The 23,210-nt window shown below is 43.0% G+C and carries 23 protein-coding genes; 16 read left to right on the top strand and 7 right to left on the bottom strand.

Going from position 1 to position 23,210, the window contains the following annotated elements; all coding sequences use genetic code 11:
- Positions 1–2: 2 nt before the first annotated feature.
- Positions 3–959 carry a calcium/sodium antiporter gene (locus tag ACXAFM_RS05645; RefSeq protein WP_118490202.1) on the bottom strand — a complete coding sequence of 319 codons (957 nt, stop codon included), beginning with the start codon at positions 957–959 and terminating at the stop codon, positions 3–5.
- A 714-nt stretch (positions 960–1,673) separates the two neighbouring features.
- Here ACXAFM_RS05645 and mlaF point away from each other — a divergent pair.
- From mlaF to murA, 7 genes are all read left to right on the top strand, one after another.
- Positions 1,674–2,474, top strand: coding sequence for a phospholipid ABC transporter ATP-binding protein MlaF (gene mlaF, locus ACXAFM_RS05640; protein ID WP_462574418.1), 801 nt, complete (start codon positions 1,674–1,676; stop codon positions 2,472–2,474).
- Entirely contained in the window at positions 2,471–3,247 is a 777-nt protein-coding gene (gene mlaE / locus ACXAFM_RS05635) for a lipid asymmetry maintenance ABC transporter permease subunit MlaE (RefSeq protein ID WP_179982447.1), read from the top strand. Before mlaF ends, mlaE begins: the two co-directional genes overlap by 4 nt.
- A gap of 9 nt (positions 3,248–3,256) precedes the next feature.
- A complete protein-coding gene (gene mlaD, locus ACXAFM_RS05630) occupies positions 3,257–3,730 on the top strand; it encodes an outer membrane lipid asymmetry maintenance protein MlaD (RefSeq protein ID WP_012517348.1) in 474 nt (157 codons plus the stop codon).
- Positions 3,731–3,848: 118 nt separating this feature from the next.
- On the top strand, positions 3,849–4,514 hold the full coding sequence (locus ACXAFM_RS05625) for an MlaC/ttg2D family ABC transporter substrate-binding protein (protein ID WP_474833816.1): 666 nt from the start codon (positions 3,849–3,851) through the stop codon (positions 4,512–4,514).
- Positions 4,511–4,819 carry an STAS domain-containing protein gene (locus ACXAFM_RS05620; RefSeq protein WP_474833814.1) on the top strand — a complete coding sequence of 103 codons (309 nt, stop codon included), beginning with the start codon at positions 4,511–4,513 and terminating at the stop codon, positions 4,817–4,819. The genes ACXAFM_RS05625 and ACXAFM_RS05620 overlap by 4 nt, the downstream gene beginning before the upstream one ends.
- Before the next feature lie 29 nt (positions 4,820–4,848).
- A complete protein-coding gene (locus tag ACXAFM_RS05615) occupies positions 4,849–5,106 on the top strand; it encodes a BolA family protein (RefSeq protein ID WP_012517351.1) in 258 nt (85 codons plus the stop codon).
- Positions 5,107–5,118: 12 nt separating this feature from the next.
- Positions 5,119–6,381: a UDP-N-acetylglucosamine 1-carboxyvinyltransferase gene (gene murA / locus ACXAFM_RS05610; RefSeq protein WP_474827674.1), complete on the top strand. Its 1,263-nt coding sequence runs from the start codon at positions 5,119–5,121 to the stop codon at positions 6,379–6,381.
- A 146-nt stretch (positions 6,382–6,527) separates the two neighbouring features.
- On the opposite strand, the gene ACXAFM_RS05605 is transcribed toward murA, so the two are convergent.
- The 3 genes from ACXAFM_RS05605 to ACXAFM_RS05595 form a co-directional block, all read right to left on the bottom strand.
- Positions 6,528–7,598, bottom strand: a complete 1,071-nt coding sequence (locus ACXAFM_RS05605) for a trypsin-like peptidase domain-containing protein (protein ID WP_474833812.1) — start codon at positions 7,596–7,598, stop codon at positions 6,528–6,530.
- Positions 7,599–7,902: 304 nt separating this feature from the next.
- Complete coding sequence (locus ACXAFM_RS05600) at positions 7,903–9,264, bottom strand: DegQ family serine endoprotease (RefSeq protein ID WP_474835549.1); 1,362 nt, start codon at positions 9,262–9,264, stop codon at positions 7,903–7,905.
- 88 nt (positions 9,265–9,352) lie between these two features.
- Positions 9,353–9,790 (bottom strand): ZapG family protein, encoded by a 438-nt coding sequence (locus tag ACXAFM_RS05595; protein ID WP_474833810.1) that lies wholly within the window; start codon positions 9,788–9,790, stop codon positions 9,353–9,355.
- Between the two features lie 255 nt (positions 9,791–10,045).
- Here ACXAFM_RS05595 and zapE point away from each other — a divergent pair, with 255 nt between their 5' ends.
- The 7 genes from zapE to ACXAFM_RS05560 all read left to right on the top strand — a co-directional run bounded on the left by zapE (position 10,046) and on the right by ACXAFM_RS05560 (position 17,955).
- Entirely contained in the window at positions 10,046–11,143 is a 1,098-nt protein-coding gene (gene zapE, locus ACXAFM_RS05590) for a cell division protein ZapE (protein WP_474833808.1), read from the top strand.
- Between the two features lie 330 nt (positions 11,144–11,473).
- Positions 11,474–12,196 carry a YebC/PmpR family DNA-binding transcriptional regulator gene (locus tag ACXAFM_RS05585; protein ID WP_474833806.1) on the top strand — a complete coding sequence of 241 codons (723 nt, stop codon included), beginning with the start codon at positions 11,474–11,476 and terminating at the stop codon, positions 12,194–12,196.
- Between the two features lie 265 nt (positions 12,197–12,461).
- Entirely contained in the window at positions 12,462–13,364 is a 903-nt protein-coding gene (locus tag ACXAFM_RS05580; protein ID WP_474833804.1) for an NAD-dependent epimerase/dehydratase family protein, read from the top strand.
- On the top strand, positions 13,361–14,656 hold the full coding sequence (locus ACXAFM_RS05575; protein ID WP_474833802.1) for a glycosyltransferase: 1,296 nt from the start codon (positions 13,361–13,363) through the stop codon (positions 14,654–14,656). Before ACXAFM_RS05580 ends, ACXAFM_RS05575 begins: the two co-directional genes overlap by 4 nt.
- A complete protein-coding gene (locus tag ACXAFM_RS05570; protein ID WP_474833800.1) occupies positions 14,653–15,681 on the top strand; it encodes a radical SAM protein in 1,029 nt (342 codons plus the stop codon). Before ACXAFM_RS05575 ends, ACXAFM_RS05570 begins: the two co-directional genes overlap by 4 nt.
- Entirely contained in the window at positions 15,681–17,342 is a 1,662-nt protein-coding gene (locus ACXAFM_RS05565; RefSeq protein ID WP_474833798.1) for a methyltransferase, read from the top strand. Before ACXAFM_RS05570 ends, ACXAFM_RS05565 begins: the two co-directional genes overlap by 1 nt.
- A 4-nt stretch (positions 17,343–17,346) precedes the next feature.
- Entirely contained in the window at positions 17,347–17,955 is a 609-nt protein-coding gene (locus tag ACXAFM_RS05560; protein ID WP_474833796.1) for a histidine phosphatase family protein, read from the top strand.
- Between the two features lie 215 nt (positions 17,956–18,170).
- On the opposite strand, the gene ACXAFM_RS05555 is transcribed toward ACXAFM_RS05560, so the two are convergent.
- From ACXAFM_RS05555 to ACXAFM_RS05545, 3 genes are all read right to left on the bottom strand, one after another.
- Entirely contained in the window at positions 18,171–18,605 is a 435-nt protein-coding gene (locus ACXAFM_RS05555; RefSeq protein WP_474833794.1) for a group I truncated hemoglobin, read from the bottom strand.
- A gap of 16 nt (positions 18,606–18,621) precedes the next feature.
- Positions 18,622–19,569: a DUF3034 family protein gene (locus ACXAFM_RS05550; RefSeq protein ID WP_474833792.1), complete on the bottom strand. Its 948-nt coding sequence runs from the start codon at positions 19,567–19,569 to the stop codon at positions 18,622–18,624.
- 148 nt (positions 19,570–19,717) lie between these two features.
- Positions 19,718–21,616: a putative bifunctional diguanylate cyclase/phosphodiesterase gene (locus tag ACXAFM_RS05545; protein WP_474833790.1), complete on the bottom strand. Its 1,899-nt coding sequence runs from the start codon at positions 21,614–21,616 to the stop codon at positions 19,718–19,720.
- 323 nt (positions 21,617–21,939) lie between these two features.
- Here ACXAFM_RS05545 and ACXAFM_RS05540 point away from each other — a divergent pair, with 323 nt between their 5' ends.
- Positions 21,940–22,596 carry an NAD(P)H-dependent oxidoreductase gene (locus ACXAFM_RS05540; RefSeq protein WP_474833788.1) on the top strand — a complete coding sequence of 219 codons (657 nt, stop codon included), beginning with the start codon at positions 21,940–21,942 and terminating at the stop codon, positions 22,594–22,596.
- 172 nt (positions 22,597–22,768) lie between these two features.
- A complete protein-coding gene (locus ACXAFM_RS05535) occupies positions 22,769–23,146 on the top strand; it encodes a hypothetical protein (protein WP_474833786.1) in 378 nt (125 codons plus the stop codon).
- Positions 23,147–23,210 lie beyond the last annotated feature (64 nt).

Raw genomic sequence — 23,210 nt, 5'->3', positions numbered from 1 at the left:
GATTATCCGAACAGCCAATATTGGTAGCCGATAAAGCAAGCCAGAAGTATGAATCCATTGGTTCTTGATATTGTACGCTTTCCAATTAAATCAAAGCTGAACAAGAACAACAGCAAGGTTAAACCGAGCATAACGTACATGTCTCGATTATAAACGTCAGGGTCTAGCAGACCTGGGGCAATTAAACCTGGCATACCAAGTACGGCTAGCAAGTTGAAAATATTAGAGCCGATAATATTACCAAGTGCTAAATCATCTTCACCTTTTAGCACACCAGCAACACTTGCCGCTAATTCAGGAAGGCTTGTGCCAAACGCAATAATGGTTAATCCGATAACTAAATCAGAAATGCCCATGTATCTGGCAATTTCAACGGCTGAGTTTACAAGAAAGTGGGCACTTAAAGGTAATACGACAAGGCCAACACCAATCCAGATAAGTGCAGATGTATTAGAAACGCCCTTGGGAATTTCATCTGCGGTTTCTGCAACCAACGGGTCTTCTTTATCTACTTGTAGCGATAACCAAGCCATCATTGCCAAAACAAAAATGAAAAGGCCTAGTAAAATTATCCCTTCGTAAGACTTCAGCTCGCCATCAAACATAAAGCCGATAGCGATTAATGAGATGATGAGAAGGGCGGGAAGTTCACGTTTAAGCGTTGTAGACGAAACAAGCAGTGGTTTCACTAAGGCGGTTACACCCAACACCAGCGCGATATTAGTTATATTTGAACCAAGGGCATTACCCACGGCTGTGTTCATATTGCCATTGGCAGAGGCAATAGCGGAAACCACAATTTCAGGTGCCGAAGAGCCCATAGCGACAATCGTTAATCCGATCATCATAGGAGAGATGCCGATGTTCTTTGCTAGTGCGGAAGCACCGTACACAAAACGGTCTGCACTCCAACTTAAGACAATAAGCCCAACCAGAAAAATGACAATGTTTAAAAGCACAACAACCTGTAATAAAAAGTATTTTGCTAGATTGTCGCAAAAAGAGTGCCATTTGCCTATGCTCGCAACGCTTTATTTTCATCAAATAAGGTCAGTTACCCTATATTTTCGTTAATAGCTAACAGTCAACAAGAATATGTTTTGTTGCTGCTAGTGTTCAGTTTCAGTTAATAAACAACGAAATAGGATGGAGACTGGAACTACACGTGGGAATTAGCTAAGGCGCTGACATCACTTCAGCGCCTTCCCGAAGGGCGAGTTTAAAATGTCCGTACTCTTTGTTGTGTCACCTTGATGTAGAACCACTTTACCTACGGTAACACGCCGCGATTACGAACTTTTTAACTCTCGCTGAGTGGGTAATTATCTATGCGGTCTGGTATACAATTCGTCTTAATCGAACATAACTTGTAACTTTTTGACTTTGGCGAGGCTCTTGAAAAAGCGTACAATGGCTCCAAATTACACGGCCAAGTGGGCATGTCTACTAGATAAGCCAGGCTGTAAACATAAAAACTACACTGCAGAGTAAACTTTTTTGAATTTGTTGGCTCTTAAAAGTAAACTGTCCAGTAAACTTTATGAGTTATGTGTGCGAAGGCATAGAAATTGAATATGCACATCGCTCATATACTTTTAATATTTTCCAAATGGACTGATAGCGGCATTCAAACCCAACTCAATCCAGCGTCAGGGGTCGACATTTAAGTAACTATGGATCATTTAGTTGAAGTAGATAACCTAACCTTCAAACGCGCAGATCGCATCATTTATGATGGGATTTCATTGAAGGTACCTAAAGGCAAAATTACCGCGGTAATGGGGCCAAGTGGAATAGGTAAAACCACGCTGCTGCGCCTCATTGGCGGGCAGTTAACGCCAGATGAAGGCGACGTTAAATTCGACGGCGATTCAATTGTCTCTATGTCGAGAAAGTCTCTTTACGAAACCCGTCGTAGAATGAGCATGCTATTTCAAAGTGGTGCGCTATTCACTGACATGAGCGTGTTCGACAATGTGGCGTTTCCGCTTCGCGAGCATACTGAGCTATCTGAAGACTTGATAGCTACTATTGTCGCTTTAAAGCTACAGGCCGTAGGTCTGAGAGGCGCCGCGCAATTAATGCCGAGCGAACTTTCTGGTGGAATGGCGCGCAGGGCCGCGCTCGCTAGGGCGATAGCGCTAGACCCCGATTTAATTATGTACGATGAGCCTTTTGCGGGACAAGACCCTATATCCATGGGCGTGCTGGTAAAGCTTATTCGAGAGCTCAATGATGCACTCAGCTTAACTAGCATTGTCGTGACCCATGACGTAACGGAAGTGCTGACCATCGCTGATTATATTTACATTTTGGCGGATAAACGCGTCATTGGTGAAGGTACTGCGCAGCAAATTAAAGAAAGTGATTCCGAATTGGTTCAGCAATTCTTAAAAGGTAAAGCAGATGGCCCGGTTCCATTTCATTACCCAGCGCCAGACCTGAAAGCAAGCTTTCTGGGGGCCGATAAATGAAGTTCTTCCAATCATTAGGCGCTAAAACTATAGGGAAAGTTACTGCGATTGGTCGAGCAGCACTCATGCTGTTTGGCGCGCTCATCGCTGTTCCCCGAGTTAAAAATGTTCCGCTGGTTATCAAACAGCTTTATGTAGTGGGTGTTCAGTCGTTACTGATCATCATGGTTTCTGGCCTATTTATTGGCATGGTAATGGCGCTGCAAGGCTATACCATTTTAGTGGATTACGGTGCAGAGGGTAGCTTAGGCCCCATGGTTGCGCTTTCTCTTTTACGAGAACTTGGTCCGGTAGTCACCGCATTGCTTTTTGCTGGGCGTGCCGGGTCAGCGTTGACCGCTGAAATTGGCCTTATGAAAGCCACCGAGCAGTTAAGTAGTTTGGAAATGATGGCAGTAGACCCCCTAAGGCGCATAGTTGCTCCTCGTTTTTGGGCGGGAATGTTAGCTATGCCTATGCTAGCCATTATCTTTAGTGCCATTGGTATTTTAGGCGGTCATTTAGTCGGCGTAGACTGGTTAGGTGTTGATGCAGGCAGCTACTGGTCAATCATGCAGTCGACCGTTGATTGGAACCAAGATGTTATAAACGGCGTAATAAAAAGCCTCGTTTTTGCCTTGGTTGTGACATGGATTGCCATATTTAAAGGTTACGATTCTATTCCAACATCGGAAGGGATCAGCAAAGCGACTACCGAGACGGTGGTCTATTCATCATTAGCAGTATTGGGGCTGGACTTCGTGCTTACCGCCCTTATGTTTGGTATCGAGTAGGGGATTGGAATGAGTAAGTATAAAACGGAAGTCATGGTTGGTGTGTTTGTCATGCTTACGATAGGTGCTTTGTTATTGTTGGCACTTAAAGTTGCAAACCAAACGGTCGCAACAGAAGGCGATACCTATACGTTATACGCGAAGTTCGACAACATTGGCGGGTTAAAGCCTCGCTCTGCTGTGAAAGTCGGCGGTGTAACCGTTGGTCGAGTGTCATCTATTTCTCTAGATCAAGAAGATTTCACACCGGTAGTAGAGCTATCTATTTTAAATGAATACAACGGCTTCCCTGAAACAAGCTCGGTGTCTATTTTGACCTCGGGTTTATTAGGTGAGCAATACGTAGGTTTCCAGCCAGGGTTTTCTTTTGACGGTGTCGCCAATTTACAAGATGGCGATTACCTACAGGATACGAAGTCAGCGCTGGTACTTGAAGACCTTATCGGGCAGTTCTTATTTAACCGCGGTAGCGACGAAGACTAATCGCAACATAGCGACTGAGCGTATATAACGAAGTCGTCAATCAATTCCAGCGGCCTGATGAAACTAAATACCTCATTGTCAGGTCTGCTTAAAAGAGTTTGAAGTTAGGAGAGTTATTTTGAAAAAGTTTTTCGTAGCAATTGGCATTTTTATAATGTCTATAGCCGGTATGGCTAATGCGCAAGAAGTTAATGAACAAAACCCTTATGAGTTGGTTCAAGATGTAGCTAATCGAACGTTTGAGCGAATTAAAGCAAATCAGGAAGCGATTAAAAACGACCCTGAAATGCTGCGCACTATTATGCAGGAAGAGCTTGTTCCGCATATTGATTATAAATTTGCAGCTTTTATGGTACTAGGTAAGCACTTTAAATCTGTGCCTCAGGAAAAGATGGGTGAGTACATCAGTGTTTTCCGTCAATATCTAGTAACTACATACGCTGTAGCAATGGGCTATTACGATAATCAAGAAGTTATCTTTGAGCCTGAATCTTCTTTTGATGACAAAAAATCAGTAACCGTGCGCGCGGTCGTTCAAGACCCAAGCCGCCCTGAAATTAAAATTGCGTTTAAAGTTCGTAAAGATAGCAAAACAAACGAATGGAAAGCCTATGATATGGTTGCTGAAGGGATCAGCATGCTAAATAGCAAGCGCAGTGAGTTTGAATCAATACTTCGTCAAGACGGCATCGACGCAGTGATAGCGCTAATGCGCGATAAAATTGGCAAGCCAGTAGAGCTTAAGCAGGGCGAGCCAATTGAAATCGAAGGAGAGGCTGAGTGAGCCTTTTTGAGGTAAATGACAAAGGCAATATAGTGGTTCACGGTCATCTCGACCGTGAAACGCTGTCGAAAAATTTCTGGGAAAGTTTAAGCGGTAATCAACGTAGCATTTTGATTAACACCAAAAAGTGTCAACTAGATTTAAGCGATGTGGAGCGCGCAGACAGTGCAGGCTTAGCGTGGCTTATTAATGCCGTTAGGGATGCAAAGCAAAATGGTGTTAGCATGACCCTTTATAGGATGCCCGAGAAGCTACAAAAGCTTGCGAAAATTAGCGACGCAGATAGCTTTTTACCCGTAGAATAAACACCATTAAGCGAATAAAGAAGTAAGTTATGGAATTGTCTGAAATTGAAAAAATCTTGAAAGATGCGTTAGATCTTCACGAAGTCCACGTAAAAGGTGAAGGTTCACATTTTAATATCATTGCGGTAAGCGATGCATTTAACGAAATGAGTCGAGTGAAGCGCCAGCAAGCAGTGTACGCGCCTTTAGCTGATAAAATTGCAGACGGCAGCATGCATGCAATTACCATCAAGACGTTTTCAGTAAAAGACTGGGAGCGCGAGCGCCAGTTTAACATTCCTCAATAATAGGCATCGCTCGTGGATAAACTTGTAATAAAAAAGAGCCCTGCACTTAACGGTACAGTGCGTATCTCTGGTGCCAAGAACGCGGCATTGCCGCTGTTGATGACCAGCCTACTTACCGATTCCCCTTGTCGTTATACTAACGTCCCTCGTCTTAGAGACATTAATACCACCACGGCGCTTTTGCGTGAGCTTGGTGTAGAAGTAGCACTTCCCGCACCTAACGACATTGTTATCGATGCAAGTACACTTGAAAGTGTGACCGCGTCTTACGACTTAGTGCGTACCATGCGTGCTTCAATTTTGGTGTTAGGCCCGTTGTTAGCTAAGCAGGGTAAAGCGAATGTGTCTTTGCCCGGTGGTTGTGCCATAGGTGCACGCCCTGTAAACCTTCATCTAACTGGCCTTGAAAAAATGGGCGCAAAGATTGAAGTAGACGAAGGCTATATTCGTGCTGAAGTTGAAGGTCGTCTAAAAGGCGCTCGTATCTTTATGGATATGGTGAGTGTCGGCGCTACCGAAAACCTACTGATGGCAGCAGCATTGGCAGACGGTACGACTATTTTAGAAAACGCCGCGCGTGAACCTGAAATTGTTGATTTGGCGAACTGTCTTATTCAGATGGGCGCCAAAATCACAGGTGCAGGAAGCGATAAAATTACCATTGAAGGTGTAGAAACCTTAAACGGTTGTGATTATGCCGTACTGCCAGATCGCATTGAAACCGGTACTTTCTTGGTAGCGGCTGCCGTAACCGGTGGCAAAATTCGCTGTACTCATGCGGCACCAGATACGTTAGATGCTGTACTAGACAAACTAGAGCAAGCTGGTGCGAAGATCACCGTAGGCGAAGACTGGATTGAGCTAGATATGGAAGGGCGTAAGCCACAGGCTGTGCGCGTTAAAACCGCACCACACCCAGCATTTCCTACTGATATGCAGGCTCAGTTTGTTACCCTAAATTGCGTTGCCGAAGGTACAGGCGTAATTACCGAAACGATTTTTGAAAATCGCTTTATGCATGTGCCAGAGCTACAACGCATGGGCGCAGAAATCGCACTTGAAGCTAACTCAGCCGTGTCAAAGGGCAGTTCAAGCTTGAAAGGGGCGCCAGTAATGGCTACTGACCTTCGCGCCTCAGCAAGCTTAGTTATCGCCGGGCTGATCGCAGACGGTGAGACTCACGTAAATCGTATTTACCACTTAGATCGTGGTTATGAATCGATAGAAGAGAAATTGGGTGGCTTAGGAGCCATCATCGAGCGAGTTAAAGAGTAAATCTTATACCTTGCACAAGAAAAAGCGCCGTATTTTCCAATGCGGCGCTTTTTTATATATAAAAATTTACTACCTAATTTTTCCCAGATGCTTTCTACAAGCGTAATAGAAGTTTAAGCGTTAACTATTGGTAAGTGCTACTAAGGCTATTGCCCCGCTCGGAGTTCTCCGACAGTTGCAGTCAACGTGATTGATTGCCCATCGCGGCTAAGTTCAATCTCAAGCTCAGTGCCAGGCTCTGTTTCAGCAATCATATCCAGCGTTTTAGATGCGCTTTCTAAACGCACACCATCAATGGCTAATATGATGTCTCCAGGGCGAATACCAGCAATGTCGGCAGGGCTGCCTTTAGCTACCGCTTGTACATCAATGCCTGGTCGGTTGCGGTTCTCTCCGCCTACAAAGCCAAGCTGTCCGCGCACAACCCGCCCATTACTGATAATTTCATCCATAACGCGCTTAGCCAGTTCGTAAGGAACAGCAAAGTTAATTCCATCTACATTGCGTGCGCGATTGTTAGAATCTAGCACCTGGAAATTGGCGTTGGTGATACCCAGTAAAATACCATTACTATCTACCAAAGCACCACCCGAGTTTCCTTGGTTTAATACAGCATCGGTTTGAATGAAATCCACATAGTTCGACAGGCCATTGCGACCTGCTCTACTTACGATCCCTTGGGTTATGGTTTGCCCCAAGTCAAAAGGGTTACCAATTGCCATTACCACGTCGCCCACATGGGTGTCGGGTTCTGAAACCTGAGGGATAATATGCAGGTTGTCAGCCGTGACTTTCAATACGGCAAGGTCAGTGAGTGGGTCGGTACCTACAATTTGTGCTTCTAAAATACGACCGTCTTGCACTGCTACGTAAATACTGTCGGCATTGGCTACAACGTGGTGGCAGGTAAGCAGGTAGCCATTCTCTGTCATGATAACACCAGAGCCCAAATTGGTACGCCCACGAGATTGGTTTCGAAATAGACCTGAGCCGTTTTCGATACTAACACTATAAATGTTCACGACAGCTGGTGCGGATCGGCTCAACGCTGAAAAATAGCTTTCGCGACTGGCGCTAACAGAAGGCTCATTAAAAAAGCCTTGGGCGAGCCCCTTACCTTGCCTAAGTTCTGGCAAAAAAATCAACAGCAAAGCCGCAACGGCAACGCCTAGAATGATAGATTTTAGTAAGAAGTTAAATATTGAGCGGCCAGTCACAAGTCACACTTATTGTTGTCTGTCGCACTTACTCTATACGTACCGTTATTGAGGTACTACTTCACAAATTAAAAGCGCAACAATCTGAATTTATCGTTATTAATGTAAAGGATATCACTTTATTCACTAAACTACCGTAATGAAAAGCAAATTTTGTGTAACTCAATACATCACAATAGATGGTTAGAAAGTAAGCTAATGTGGATAGGGCAAAGGGGATAGTTTAGCTCAATAAAAACGGCGCTTTAAAAGCGCCGTTTAACATGTTTTCTTGCTTAGAAATTAGTATTTTGAGCGCCGAGCTCTACTGTCTAATAACCAAGTAAAGGGTAGAATTACCGCGTTTTACATTAAGTGCAATAACGCCTTTAGCTTCGTCTAGCGCGTTTCTGAACTCCGCAACCGTTGATGTGCGAACGCGGTTAACGCCAATGATCACATCTTCAGATTGAAGGCCAATACGGGCTGCAGGTGCACCACGCTCAATCTCAGATACGACTACACCAGCATTGCCAGCATCGTCTGTGCCATTAGACAATGTGGCGCCTTCTAGGGCCGGGTGAATTTGAGCTGCAGTTACCGTGGTATCAGTAGCATCATCTAATACAACGTCTACGTTCATTTTCTTACCTTTACGCATAACGGTTAGCTCAACTTCGGCGCCAGCCCCCATACTTGCAATTTTTGCACGCAGTTCTTGGAAGCTGTGAAGTTTGCGACCGTTAATCGCAGTAATAATATCGCCTGCTTGAAGACCGCCTTTTTCTGCAGCAGAATCAGGCTGTACTTCGCTAACGAATGCGCCAATATTAACCTCGGCATTCATCGCTTCGGCAAGACCCGCGTCAATATCGCTACCTAGAATACCCAGAAGACCACGGCGTACTTCACCAAACTCTGCAATTTGATCGACAAGGCTTTTCATCATATTGGCAGGGATAGCAAAACCAATACCCACGTTGCCGCCATTAGGGCCAAAAATAGCGGTATTGATACCAACCAACTCACCGTGAAGGTTAACTAATGCGCCACCTGAGTTACCCCGGTTAATTGCTGCGTCAGTTTGAATGAAGTCTTCGTAACCGCCTATGTTTAAGCCTGAACGGCCTAAAGCACTTACAATGCCTGAGGTTACGGTTTGAGAAAGACCGAAAGGATTACCAATGGCGACTACAAAGTCACCAACCCGTAGTACGTCAGAATCGGCAAGCGGCAACGCTTTTAAATCATCCGGCTCAATCTTAAGCAAAGCGATATCACTTTGCTCATCAGAGCCCAACTTTTTCGCTTTGAATTCGCGTCCATCTGTTAATTTAACGGTGATTTCGTCCGCGTTGTCTACAACGTGATTGTTGGTAACTACATAACCTTTGTCAGCATCAATAATGACACCAGAACCAAGACCTCGGAAAGGACGTTCTTGAACTTGCTCTTGCGGTGCACCAAAGAAGTAGCGAAACATTTCTGGTACGCGCTGTGTAGAAGTTTGCGTACCTTCCACTGCGATACTGACTACCGCAGGGGTCGCTTCTTCGAGCATAGGGGCTAAAGACGGCACTTCGTCTTTTGAATCAGAAAAGAACGGTAACGCCGCCTGCGTACTAGCAGTAAAGCCCAGTGAACTTACAACAACGGCAGACGCCAATAGACAATGGCGGAAAGACATTTTCATGTTCGCTTACACTCCTTCATGTTATATGCGACATAGCATGGTTTCACTAAAAGAGTCTGACGCTTGAATAAAGTTCCCGATGTTACTGTTTTTCTGCGTTATTCTGCTCAGAACCGCCGACGAACAACCCAGACCCTGTATTCGCAAAGTCTTTTGGTTGAGTATCAGAAACACGATTTCCTTTAGACTTGTCAGTCCCTTTCAAATTATTGCGTAAATAGGTTGTAGCTTGCTCCCCATAAAAAGGAACCTTGCTGTCTTCTTCATCGCTGCCTTGTTCAAGCAGCATTTCGTATTCTTCTATCTGTTGTTTTAGCGTTTCGCACTGACTCTCAATGCTTTCTAAGCTTTGACGAGTTTGATGTATATGATGCTGCGCCTGTTGTGCGAGGATCTCTTTAACTTGCTTCTCAGTTTGTGCAGCATTACCTGCGCCTTGCTTTTGTTGAAGAAAGCGACCAGCGAAAAAGCCAATAATTAAACCAACAACTAACAAAGCAAGAGATACTAACAATTCCATTATATTCTCCGAATAAATCTACATCGTGCAGCCGACCTTTCTTTCTACGATCTAAAAGCTGCTTTCGACCATATGCTGAATATAGCAAGGTCAAACCCGAAAAGCGCATACATAGTTTCATTTATTCAGTGTATGTCGAATTTCAATGTGAGATTCTACCGTGATTTCCATTAAAATTAAGGTCATAATTGAGAAATTCAAGCAGGTCGGTGCAGCAAGCGCCGCTATTGACTTTTGTACGGAGTGGTTTCGGCGATGACGCCATGGGAAAAATATCAGCTAGATCTTCAGTCGTCTGATTTTCATTATGACGCGGCACAAGAAAATGCAGTAAAAGAACTTCAGCGTTTGTACGATGAATTGACCGAGCCCAAAAAGAAAATGACTTGGCGGGTTAAGTTAAAAGCTGCGTTTGGGAAAGGACATGCCAAACCGGGTATTCAAGGCATTTACTTTTATGGCGGGGTAGGGCGAGGTAAAACCTACTTAGTAGATACCTTCTACGATTGCTTGCCTTTTGAAAAGAAAATGCGCGTGCATTTTCACCGCTTTATGTATCGCGTGCACGACGAACTTAAGCAGCTTAAAAGCGAACAAGATCCTTTGAAGTTGGTGGCGGCAAAGCTGGCAAAAGAAGCACGAGTTATCTGTTTTGACGAGTTTTTCGTATCCGATATTACTGATGCCATGATTTTAGGCACGTTAATGGAAGAGTTATTTGGTCACGGTATTGTGCTGGTGGCAACCTCTAACATAGTGCCAGACGATTTGTATAAGAACGGATTACAGCGTGCGCGATTCTTACCAGCCATCGACTTACTAAATCAGAATACCCGCGTGGTGAATGTTGATAGCGGTATCGATTATCGCTTGAGAACCTTAGAGCAAGCTGAAATTTATCACCATCCGCTTGATGATGCAGCCACCGAGAACTTGTATAGCTACTTTTCTCAGCTAGCACCAGAAGAAGGCTCTGAAGGAGAAGATATCGAAGTGAACAACCGTAAAATACCTACACTTCGAAACGCAGACGGTGTATTGATGATAGATTTTAAAGCTTTGTGTGGCGGGCCCCGTAGCCAGAGCGATTACATTGAGTTAAGCCGCTGTTATCACTCAGTGCTTTTAGCCAATGTTATGGAAATGGGTCAGCATAACGACGATGTGGCGCGCCGCTTTATTGCTATGGTAGACGAGTTCTATGAGCGTAACGTGAAACTCATCATTTCGGCAGAAGTTGCACTGGAATGCCTTTATACCGAAGGACTACTCAACTTCGAGTTCAGACGCTGCCTCAGTCGTTTAAAGGAAATGCAGTCACACGACTACCTAGCAACCGAACATCTACCGTAAGCATAAATATGGGGTCAGAGTACATTTTGACCTCATTGAAAATGTGAAAGCTACTAACCTACACCCTTTCTAGGGGCGTTCACATTGGTATTACACGAAAATTAAGGTAGAATTTCGCCCAAATTTTTTGTGTCGCTTAGCCTACCGTTATTTTGGGCAGTGTTTCGCTTGGCAATTTCTAGCACCGTCGCGTTCGACCATTTATTGAAATGTCGAGTTCGGCAATGCTACCAAGTAAGGCAGAGCGATGCGCCTGATGAACGGTCAGGCAACAGGTAGCCCGATAAAACCCAACGCAGCATTTCAAATTGCGAGAAAGAGAATTTTAAGATGGGAAGAGCATTCGAAGTTCGTAAAGCCGCCATGGCAAAAACTGCCGGCGCAAAAACAAAGGTTTATTCTAAGTACGGTAAAGAAATTTACGTGTGCGCAAAAAATGGTGGTGCCGACCCAGACACTAACCTTTCACTTCGTCGTTTAATGGAAAAGGCGAAGAAAGACCAAGTACCAAGCCACGTTATTGAAAAAGCTATTGATAAAGCCGCTGGTGGCGCAGGTGAAGATTTCCAGCCTATGCGTTACGAAGGCTTTGGCCCGGGTAACTGCATGGTTATTGTTGACTGCTTGTCTGATAATGCCAACCGCACTATTACTGAAGTTCGTAACTGCTTCACTAAAACCAATGCAAAGCTAGGTGCTCAGGGTGCGGTATCGCACATGTTCGATCACCAAGCGGTATTCCAGTTTGAAGGCGACGACGAAGACGCCATCTTAGAAGTGCTAATGGAAGCAGACGTAGACGTAACTGACGTTGAAGTTGAAGACGGTAAAGTGACGGTTTATGCGCCGCACACTGAATTCTATCAAGTAAAAACTGCGCTAACAGAAGCTTATCCAGATATTACGTTCATTGCTGATGAGATGAGCTGGATGCCTCAGACTGAAACTGAGATCAGCGAAGAAGATATGCCGATGTTTGAAAAATTCATGGACATGCTTAATGACTGTGACGACGTACAAGACGTTTATCACAACGCGATTACGCCGAGCTAAGTGTTCACAGTAATTAAGTTTTTTATCGGAATTAAGCTGTTCAGATAATTTTAAAGGCCCGCTTTTTGAAGTGGGCTTTTTGTTTTGAGTATTTCCCCTCTAATATCATCGAGCGGCGCTTAGGTTTTGCTGCTAACTAATTCCAATGTTTAGGTAGGCAGGAAAGCAGAATGAGGGATAAGACGCACGAGCACTTGATTGTATATTAGAGGCTGTCAGTGAATATAGAAATATCACTGATTAAGCAGTAAAGGATTATGAATTAATGAATAAGATTTTAATGACAGGCCACTTGGGATTGATTGGCCGTCATTTATCTCCCCAATTACGTCAACTAGGTTATGAAGTAGTTGGTTTTGATATTGCCGATGGAACAGGCGATATTTGTAATACATGGCAGTTAAGCCAAGCACTCAATGAATGCTGTGGCGTTATACATTTAGCGGCTGTTTCGCGCGTTGTGTGGGCGCAGAATGCCCCTGAAAAGTGCTGGCAAACTAATGCACTGGCCAGTGAACAACTTCTTAAATTGGTAACAGACAGTATACATAAACCTTGGGTACTGGTTGCCAGTAGCCGCGAGGTTTATGGCGAGCCAAAAACTTTACCCGTCACAGAAACCATGCCTTTAGCGCCCGTTAATATTTATGGTCGCTCTAAGCTTTACATGGAAGATGCCGCTTTAAGCGCACGAAATGCGGGTATTAACACCGCCATTATAAGGTTAGCTAACGTGTATGGCTGTACGCTTGATCATGAAGATAGAGTACTACCTGCGTTTAGTAAAAATGCCGCATTAGGCATTGATTTACGCGTTGATGGCTTTGAGCATTTATTTGATTTTACTCATGTAGATGACACCGTAGCAGGTTTAGTAAAAGCCATAACATTATTGATTGAAGGTGAACAACAATTGCCGCCCATTCATTTATTACCCGGGCATGGCACAACTTTAAAGCAAGCCGCACAAATGGCCATTAAAGCCGCAAATAGCTCTTCAACTATTGTTGAGGCGGCGTCTCGTGATTACGATGTGGCGCGGTTTATTGGCGACCCGTCTCGTGCTAAATCGCTACTAAGTTGGCAGGCGAGTGTTTTACCTGAACAAGGGATTGCAAGGTTAGTTGACGCATATAATAAAAAATTAAAATTAGGAGCGCATTCGTGAAAATATTAAAAGTAATACATGGCTACCCTATGTTGTATAACGCGGGTTCGGAAGTTTATTCTCAAACTATTTGTCATGGATTAGTTAAAAAAGGCCATGAGGTTCGTGTGTTTACACGTGAAGAAGATGCATTTAGACCTGACGGCGACATAAGAATTAGCCACGATGCTGACATGCCTGAAATTGCATTACACCTTGTTAATAACCCACGCCACAGAGATAGATATCGCTTAGCAATTATTGACCAAAAATTTGCCGAGTTATTAGATGAGTATTGCCCTGATATTGTACATATTGGTCATTTAAATCATTTATCGACCTCTTTGGTGTTTGAAGCCAAAAAACGCAATATTCCTGTTGTTTATACGTTGCACGATTATTGGTTGATGTGTCCACGTGGGCAATTTATGCAAATGCACTCTGCTGACGATAATCTGTGGGCTGCATGTGATGGACAAGAAAATAAAAAGTGTGCCACCCAATGTTACGCCCGTTACTTTTCAGGTGATAAAGAAGAGCTAGACCAAGACATTGCTTATTGGGAAAACTGGGTTGAACGCAGGATGCGCCACGTAAAAGAGGTTGTTGAGCAAGTTGATCTATTTATATCTCCTGCCAAATATTTAAAAAATCGTTACGAAAAAGATTTTGGCTTACCAAAAGATAAAAGCATTTACTTAGACTACGGTTTTGATCGTTCTCGTATGTTAGGCCGTGTTCGTAATGAAGCTGAACCTTTTACCTTTGGGTACATTGGTACGCATATTCCGGCTAAGGGTATTCACCAGTTAATTGAGGCATTTGGCAAAATAAAAGGCGATGCTATTTTACGTATTTGGGGCCGCGATAGAGGGCAAGACTCTCGCGCATTGCGTGCCATTGCTGCCACGTTACCACTTGCAAAACAAAAAAGTATTCAATGGATGCCTGAATATAAAAACCAGCACATAGCTGTTGATGTATTTAGCAAAACCGATGCAATTGTAACGCCTTCGGTTTGGGTTGAGAATTCTCCGCTTGTGATACATGAAGCGCAACAGTCTAGAGTACCTGTGATTACTGCTAACGATGGCGGTATGGGTGAATACGTTTTAAACGGCGTAAATGGCCTGACCTATGAACATAGAAATGTTGATGCACTGGCTGAAAAAATGCAGGTGTTTGTTGACGACCCACAATGTGCGAGACAACTTGGAGAAAAGGGCTATGCATATAGCGAAGATGGCGAAATTCCATGTATTGATCAGCATATTATTGATTTAGAAGCGCGCTACAAGGAGTTGATGCAGTGAGGGAAACCGATTTTTGGCGCATTACCTTGGACACCAACCCAGATACCTGTAATTTAAACTGTGTAATGTGTGAGGATCATTCGCCTTATTCTGACAGCCCTAAATTGCGTAAACAGCAAGGGCGATTGCGCCCTAATATGGATAGAGTGATGCTTGAGCAGGTGATCCGCGATGCGGCTGCAATGGGCATTAAAGAAGTGATCCCCTCAACAATGGGAGAACCATTACTTTATCCGCATTTTGATGTGTTTTTAGATTTATGCCATGAGTTGGGGTTATCGTTAAATTTAACCACTAATGGCACTTTTCCAAGCCCCGATAAACACCACAATGTTGAATACTGGGCTAATCGTATTGTACCTATTGGTAGTGATGTAAAAATTTCGTGGAATGGGGCAACTGCCACCACTCACAGTAACATAATGCTTGGTGCTCAATTAAGCGAACATATTGAAAATGCGAAACGCTTTATTGCTGTTAGAGACAGCTGGGCCGAGCGTCATTATTGTTCAATAACAATGCAGCTAACCTTCTTACGCAGCAACCTAGAAGAAATTCCTCAAATGGTTGACCTTGCTATTGCTCTGGGATTTGACCGTATAAAGGGTCACCAGTTATGGTCGCACTTTGATGAAATTGCAACTGAAAACTTACGTAACGATATTGTGTTTGCAGAGCGTTGGAATCAAATAGTTAAGTACTGCCATGAGCGCGTTGAATCACACAATAAAACCGCAATCAGACCTTTTAAGCTAGATAATTTTTCTGAGCTACACCTAGATAATTTAGACGATATAGCACCGAATGGTCACTGCCCCTTTTTAGGTAAAGAGATTTGGATTGATCCATCGGGTCGTTTTAATGTGTGTTGTGCTCCGGATCAAGAGCGTAAATCATTAGGGGAATTTGGCTCGGTTGCCGAGTCATCACTATCAGAATTAGCACAGAGTGAGCAGTATGTTGAGTTGATGAATACATATCAAAATCACCCTTTGTGTAAGCAGTGCACTATGAGGCGCCCGTAATGAGCATATTAGCTAAACTCTCTGTTTCGGGCGATGGTAAATACCACACTTTTGCTGATGGCACCCCAGCTTACTCTGCACGTTTTGATGAAGTCTTATCTTTTCATGATATAGACAACGTCTACCAAGTTGCGCCTGTTTGCTTAAATGGCCAAGCGTGGCACATAGACGAAACAGGCGAAGCAATTTACCCGCACAAATTTAATCGTACTTTTGGTTTTTACTGTGGCGTAGCCGCTGTAGTAGAAAACGATGACTGGTTTCATATCTTGCCAAGTGGCTTTGCAGCTTATGCGCAGCGCTATGCCTTTGTAGGTAATTATCAACAAAACATTGCTGTTGTATGTAATAAGGACGGCTTTTACTTTCATATTGATAAATTAGGCCAGCCTCTTTATGAAAAGAAGTGGATTTACTGTGGCGATTTTAGAGAAGGTATTGCCGTTGCTCAGACTGAAAACGGCCTGAGTACGCACATTGATAAGCAAGGTCGATTTATTCATTCAAACTGGTTTTTAGACTTGGATGTTTTTCATAAGGGATTTGCAAGAGCCAAGAGCGATGATGGTTGGCATCACATTGATAAAAGTGGCAATCCTATTTATGCAAATCGCTACGCAAGTGTTGAACCGTTTTATAATGGATTTTCGCGCGTTGAAACGCACACCGGTGCACTGCAAATTATTAATGAGCAAGGCAATCTAATTAGAGAGCTTAGAGCTGCAAAGAATGATGACTTTGGAGCTTTATCTGCTGATATGGTTGGCTACTGGCGAACCTTTACTATTGCAGCTGCCGTCGATTTAAAAGTGTTTGACTACTTACCTAACGGCACAGCCCAGTTAGCCATTCACACAAACACATTGGAAAAACGCTTAACGCGCCTGCTTAATGCCTTAGCAGAGTTAGGGTTGGTAACATGCGAACAACACATTTGGCATGTGTTACCCAAAGGGGCTTTTTTAAATACAAACCATCCTATGTCGCTTGCGAGTGCTGCGATAGAGTATCGTGGTGAGTTAATGCAAAGGTGGCATAGCCTCACACAATTAATGCAAGAAGACATTAAAGCTAATGATATTTTTAAACAAGTAAGTTTGTCCAAGAAGCATACCCAAAGGCATCACAATATGCTGCGCAGCTACGCTTTAAAAGATTATCAAGAGCTTGTTTGCTATTTAGATATTGAAAAAGGCGATGTTGTTTTTGATGCTGCGGGTGGCAATGGTTTATTAGCACAGCTTATTCTTAATCAGTTCCCATCTTCAAATGTGATTTTGGGTGACCTTGCAGGTGTTATTGATTCTAGTGAATTCAATAATAAGAGAGCCTTTGACCTTTTTGAAACATGGCCTGTTAAGGCAAATAAAATAATGCTTTCGCGTGTGCTTCATGACTGGAACGATACCAATGCTTTGCAAATTCTTTTAAATGCAGCAACCTCGTTACAACATAATGGGGCGATTTATGTGTTTGAAATGTTACTTGATGAGTACAGTTTTGGTGGCTCCCTCTGCGATTTACATTTACTCACAGTGACAGGTGGACAAGAAAGGACGCAAAGCCAATTTGAAGCGCTTTTTAAAAAAGCAGGACTTTGCATTGATTCAGTTATTAAAAAAGATGGCTTAGTAACTGTAATGAAGTTAATACGGACATAAACACATGAAAAGAGTGCTCATTGTAAGACATGCTGCTCGGCCCGATATTTCACCGAACACTGTGGGTAATGATGTAATGCTGACTGATGAAGGTATTGAGCAGAGTAAATTATTTGCTTCGCTAATAAGCGGTCAAGTATTGAGTATTAGAACCAGCCCTATTGGTCGATGTGTGCAAACAGCCGAACTAATAGCTCAGGCGACTCACTTTAAACCTAATGATATACAGCAGTGCCGCCTATTAGGCGATCCTGGTTTTATTATTAAAGATGGTGACTTAGCTTGGCAACATTGGCTGAAAAAAGGTCATAAAGCAGTAAATTTACATTTGCTTTCAGGTACTGAGTCATGGGATGGTTTTTATGATTTAAACAATTCGGCTGCACGTATTTTTAGTGATATTAAAGCACTGTTGAATAACTCGGCTGATGGAGTACATATATGGGTTACTCACGACACCATATTAGCCACCTTAGCGGCTCGTATTGGAGACAAACGATTAACGCTTCAAGATTGGCCTAACTTTCTGGGTTACTTGGAAATAAAGTTAAGTGATGAGCAAATATATGTAAGTTATTCGCAAAAACCTAACTTAGTAGGCGATGTAATTTAAGGTTTATAATGCGAAGTGACGAACTTACTATTTTCTTCAAACTACTTTCTGCTATACATCTTATGTCAAAAAGAACTGCTACCGTCAGCAAAATTTATGTGGCATTTGGAATAATTTTTTCTACTAAGAACACAAGTAAATAAAAAGTTCTGTATGTTATGCGTGAAAAACTCGCCAATCTGAGGTTTTCCATTTGCTCAAACGTTTAACGGCGTTTAAAGATAAACCGTTTCGTACTTTATTGGTGCTAGCAGTTTAAGAATACGATTTTCCTGTTGATAGGTAAGGCCTACATCGCGCATAGCGCCTTGAACATACTCAACCAAAATATAGAATTCACGCTCTTTGATGTTAAGACCTTTGTGAGACTCTAACATTGATTTACCATCGTACTCGCAAGGCCCGCCAATAAGCTCACAGGTTTGCAAAACGAGCTGATCCCGTAGATGCTTTTTTGGAACCCCTTTAAAGTAGTGACCAATGACAGGGTCAGTGTAAATACGAGTGATAGCCACACCATAGACAGTGTTCAGGGTTTTATGGCCACCAATTTCATCATACAGACTTTGCTTTTCAGTACTTGCACAACCAGAAAGCAAAATGTTTAGTAGCGCTAGTGCTGCAATAGGAATACATTTCAACAACTTCATAGGTGGTATCTCCCCATTAAAAATTGCCATTTACCGTTAGGTAGAAGCCGCTTGAGCTCTCTTGCAGCGGTAAATTACCTAAATCCACATAGGCAGCGGTAATTGAAATAGACTTATTTGGAAAGTAAGCAATAAAAGCATCAATAACCGTGTCCTCTTCGGCTAGCCCACCTAACCGATTCGTTTGCGTTCGAAACTCAGTGCCAATTGCCGTGGTGGGGCTGATTAATACTGCAACGGAGCCTTCCCACTCAACTTTTGCATTGTCGTTACCTTCAGTTCCGAAACCCAATAGACCAAACACATTTGCCTTGGTGTACCTAGCGGTTAAATTAGTGAGTAAATTATAGCCTGACGGTATGCCTAGCCATAATTTAGTCGCCGAGAGGTAGATGTCAGTACCGCTGTCGTCCTTCGCACCTAAAAGTAAAGGTACTCCTATTTCAGGAAGTGGAACGGTGCCATCTGGTAATGAAAGCGAACTATCAACATCTCTATTTTTCTTATACTGGGCGCCTAAAGCGATTTGCGGCGCCCATGATTTTTGGGTAAAAACACCATCACCGAACAATTTAACCTTTGCCCCCACAATATCTTGCTCGATAGTTGTACTGTTAGCATTGGTCACCGCACCTTCAGTTAGTAGCGCAAAAACATTGCTGGTTAACCCAGCTGAAATATTTAAACGCTGGCGCTGTATGCTAATTTCAACGCGGTCAAAAAGACTTATGCCTGCACCAGCAGTAGTGAGCGAGTAGTCGTTAAGGCTCAAGTATTGCACATTGGAAGAGTAGCTGACTTCTTCTTTACTCGTGTAGCCGCCAATAAATGCCCAAGGGGTTATGCCGCCCCCTGCGGTGCCTTCAAAGCCGGTAATTCCACCCGAGGCGATTAAGCGAGAGCCGCTGTCTGCTAACGCGAACGATGAAATAAAAAGTAGCGGTAGCAGCAAAAGCCTTTTCATAATAAAACCCTAATTTTCCTAGTAATTTTGTTAGAGAGTATAAGCATAGACGCTGAATTAGACATTAAGAAATTTTATGAAACGCCTAATAGGCGCAATCAGAGTGATAGAGCAATTCCGATTACTCGCGATAGATGCAAACGTTTACCTACACGCTCAACGTTTTTATCAAATCGTTCCAGTTAAGCGGTTTAGACAAGTAATAACCTTGTGCCCAATCACAGCCACTGTCTTTCAGATATTTGAGTTGTTCTTCAGTCTCAACGCCTTCTGCGATTACGCGTAGCCCATACAACTTGGCTAAATTCTGTATAACCATAACCATTTTTTGTCTGGCTTCTCGCTCAGAAAATAAATCATTCACAAATGAACGGTCTATTTTTAAGCAGTCTGCAGGGTAATTGATCAATTGGCTAAACGCAGTGTACCCGGTTCCAAAATCATCTAACGCTAGTGATACTCCCAGTGCTTCTAACGCTTCTAGCGTTGCTATACAAGCGGTATCTCCTGCAACAAAAGCGGTTTCTGTTACTTCAAGCTCAATGTATTCGGGTGATACATTGTAGGTTTCCAGTAAGGCTTTAACTTGGGAAGGGAATAGTTCGTTATGTAACTCTACGCCAGAAATATTTATGCAGATTTTACCGTTGAAGCCATGTTCCGACTGAAGATTAACGAGTGCTTCCAATGCATTTTTGATAACCCAAAGGTCGATATCTTTTATAAGACCAGTTGCTTCCGCGACAGGGATGAAGCGATCAGGGCCTATTCCTTTGAGGTCTGGCGTATGGCACCTAAGCAAGGCTTCAACAGCAACTATCGAGCTATTTCGGCAGTCGTATATTGGCATAAATACTAAAGAAAACTGTTCTTCACTTAACGCGAGCTTGAGGCCCTGTTCAATTTGTTGGCGATCTCGTAAGTTATCTGCAATATCTTGTGTAAAAAATTTGAAGCAATTCTTACCACTATGTTTTGCGTTATACATGGCAGCATCAGCGTGGTTAATCAGGTCTGAAGGTTCAGTAGCATCGTCTGGGTAGACAGCGATTCCTATGCTCGCATAAGTCATGTGCTTTATACCATCTACTTCAAAGCCCCCGTTAAACACCTCTAAAATACGTGAGGCGACGGTTGCCGCATCTATAGGTTCTTTGATGTTAGGCAATAATACAACAAACTCATCCCCAGCAAGCCTAGCAAGACTTTCTGAACTACTTTTGAATACTCGATCTGTAGGGCGAATCGCTTCCCAAAGACGTTCACTGAATTTGAGTAAAAGGCGATCCCCAGCGTCATGACCATATTGATCATTCACCTGCTTAAAATTATCGAGGTCTATGTATAACAACCCAATACGCTGTTTGTCTTTTTTAGCTCGGCTTAGCATTCGATTTAAATTTGTTTTAAAACTCCAGCGATTAGGTAGGCCTGTTAAGGTGTCGTAATAGGCCATCTGACGAATATCGTCATCATGAAGCTGCATGATGGTTTGGTACGATTGTTCTTCAGACTTCAACGCCGCGAGACATATTGTATTAAGAGCCAGTGTAGTAAGGATAAAACGAATAGATTCAACAAGTGTGTAACTAGTTACTAGCAACGCAGATAATGGTGTAAACAACAGTAAAGTGCTAGTCACAGTGAAGAGAGTAAATACAGCGACTGCAGGCCAAAAGCGGTTGATAAAAAGATTAATTGCAGCAATGGGGTAAACCCAGAGTAAACCCGTATTATCTTTACCCCCCGTAATCAGCAGGGTCATTGAAAGAGTAAATAAAATGCCGCTTAAAACAATAGCTGCGCGTTCAACATTATTGCTGCGCTTTAAAAGGTAAAGGTTAAATAACCCAATTGCCGCGTTGGCAAGGAGGATACTACCTAACAGTACAGACCCATCGTATAAACTGAATCCGCCTAAGGCACATAAAAAAATAACGCCAATGGTGGTCAGAACATAGCACAGTGTGTAACGCCTACTTTGGCGCACTGCCCTCATTTCTTGATGTCCCGCAGTGGTTTGTTGAGATGATGAAGTGGTTGTCAAGGTTACCTAGGATCCATGGTAAGAATATCGGCTTTTAGGCTTCTAAGAATCTAACTGGCGAAAAATTAAAATTATCAAAATAGTAGACCACAAAATTAAGCAATTCAAAGTGAAAAAAAAGTGTGCTACCTAATTGCGCTGGAATTACAACACCCACTTAGCTTAGCTGTATAAACCTTGAACGAATTTTTACAATGCCAGTTCAGTTTCAAAAATATTTTGAAACTGATTCATTTTTTATCGGGCTTATCATTGAAAAGCTGAATCTATACCATACACACAACTTTTGAGTTTTCCCCTTTTAATGTTCTGAGGAGTTAGTTGTGTCTCATCCAATTATTGAAGATTTAAACAAGCGTTATACGGTTAAGAAGTACGATGCAAACAAACGCATCTCAGCGGACGACCTTGCTACCATTCTTGAAGCTTTGCGTCTATCAGCGTCTTCTATCAACTCTCAGCCTTGGAAGTTTGTTGTAGTAGAAAGCGATGAAGCAAAGCAGCGTTTGCACGATAGCTTTGAAAATAAGCATCAGTTTAACCAACATCACGCTAAAGAAGCATCGCATACTATTTTGTTTGCCTACGACCCTAAATTCACCAAAGAAAAATTCGTTAAGCGTGTAGATGCGGAAGTCGCTTCTGGTCATTTACCTGAAGACATGCGTGAAAACTTTATGGGCGCTTATGCGTTTGCTGAAGCGAATACCGATGAAAATGGTAACAACGCCGCGTGGACTAAAGCCCAAGTTTATTTGGCATTGGGTAATGTATTACACACTTTGGCCCGTTTAGGGATAGCTTCCACACCTATGGAGGGTGTCGATCCTGACTTACTTGGCGAACTATTTAAAGAAGAATTAGACGGTCACATTTGTGAAGTGGCACTGGCTATGGGCTACGCAGATACAGAGCAAGATTGGAATCACGGCCTTCCAAAAGCGCGTTTACCAAAAGAAGACGTGATTGCAGTGGTTTAACCCTCATAGGACAGTCAGTTGTTTTAAGTAAGTGTAAAATGCAAAAGAGCGCTTTTAACGGCGCTCTTTTTATTTGTAATGCTCGTAACAGATAGCGTTGAAAATAATCTGTTTGCCCCCATCTCACTGGCTTGTCTGAAATTGTAATGTTAATTAAACCAGCCTAAATATCGTGCCCGCTTTTATAAAACGCTTTTACCCTTCTTCATTTACGCCATTTCTTGTTGCGTGGGTATTGTCGTATCTAATTGTTAGCACGGGTTTTCAGACACCTAATGTAGCGAGTAATGCTGAAGTTACATCGCAATCTCCGCTGGCTAAATTTGTACACAGTACACAAAGCTACTCTCTTAGGTTTAGCGCAACTAAGCTAACCGGTGATAAAGGCGAAAAGCCTACCGACGCAGAGCCGCAAGGTTTAATATCGGCATTGCTAAACTTTGCCTTTTACAAAGCGTCATCCAACAAGGTGCCATCAGCAGGCCCTTTCTATAATGATAAAACGTGGGTAAAAGCGAGCCCTCGAGGCCCACCTTCCATCCTGAGTTAACTCCTTTACACGCGCTAACGTGAAAGCAAAGCCTCTTTGTTTCTCGTTCAAGCGTTTTAAAACT

Source organism: Alteromonas sp. ABD4_190 (genome assembly GCF_056160105.1).
This window is presented reverse-complemented; position numbering and strand designations above follow the sequence as displayed.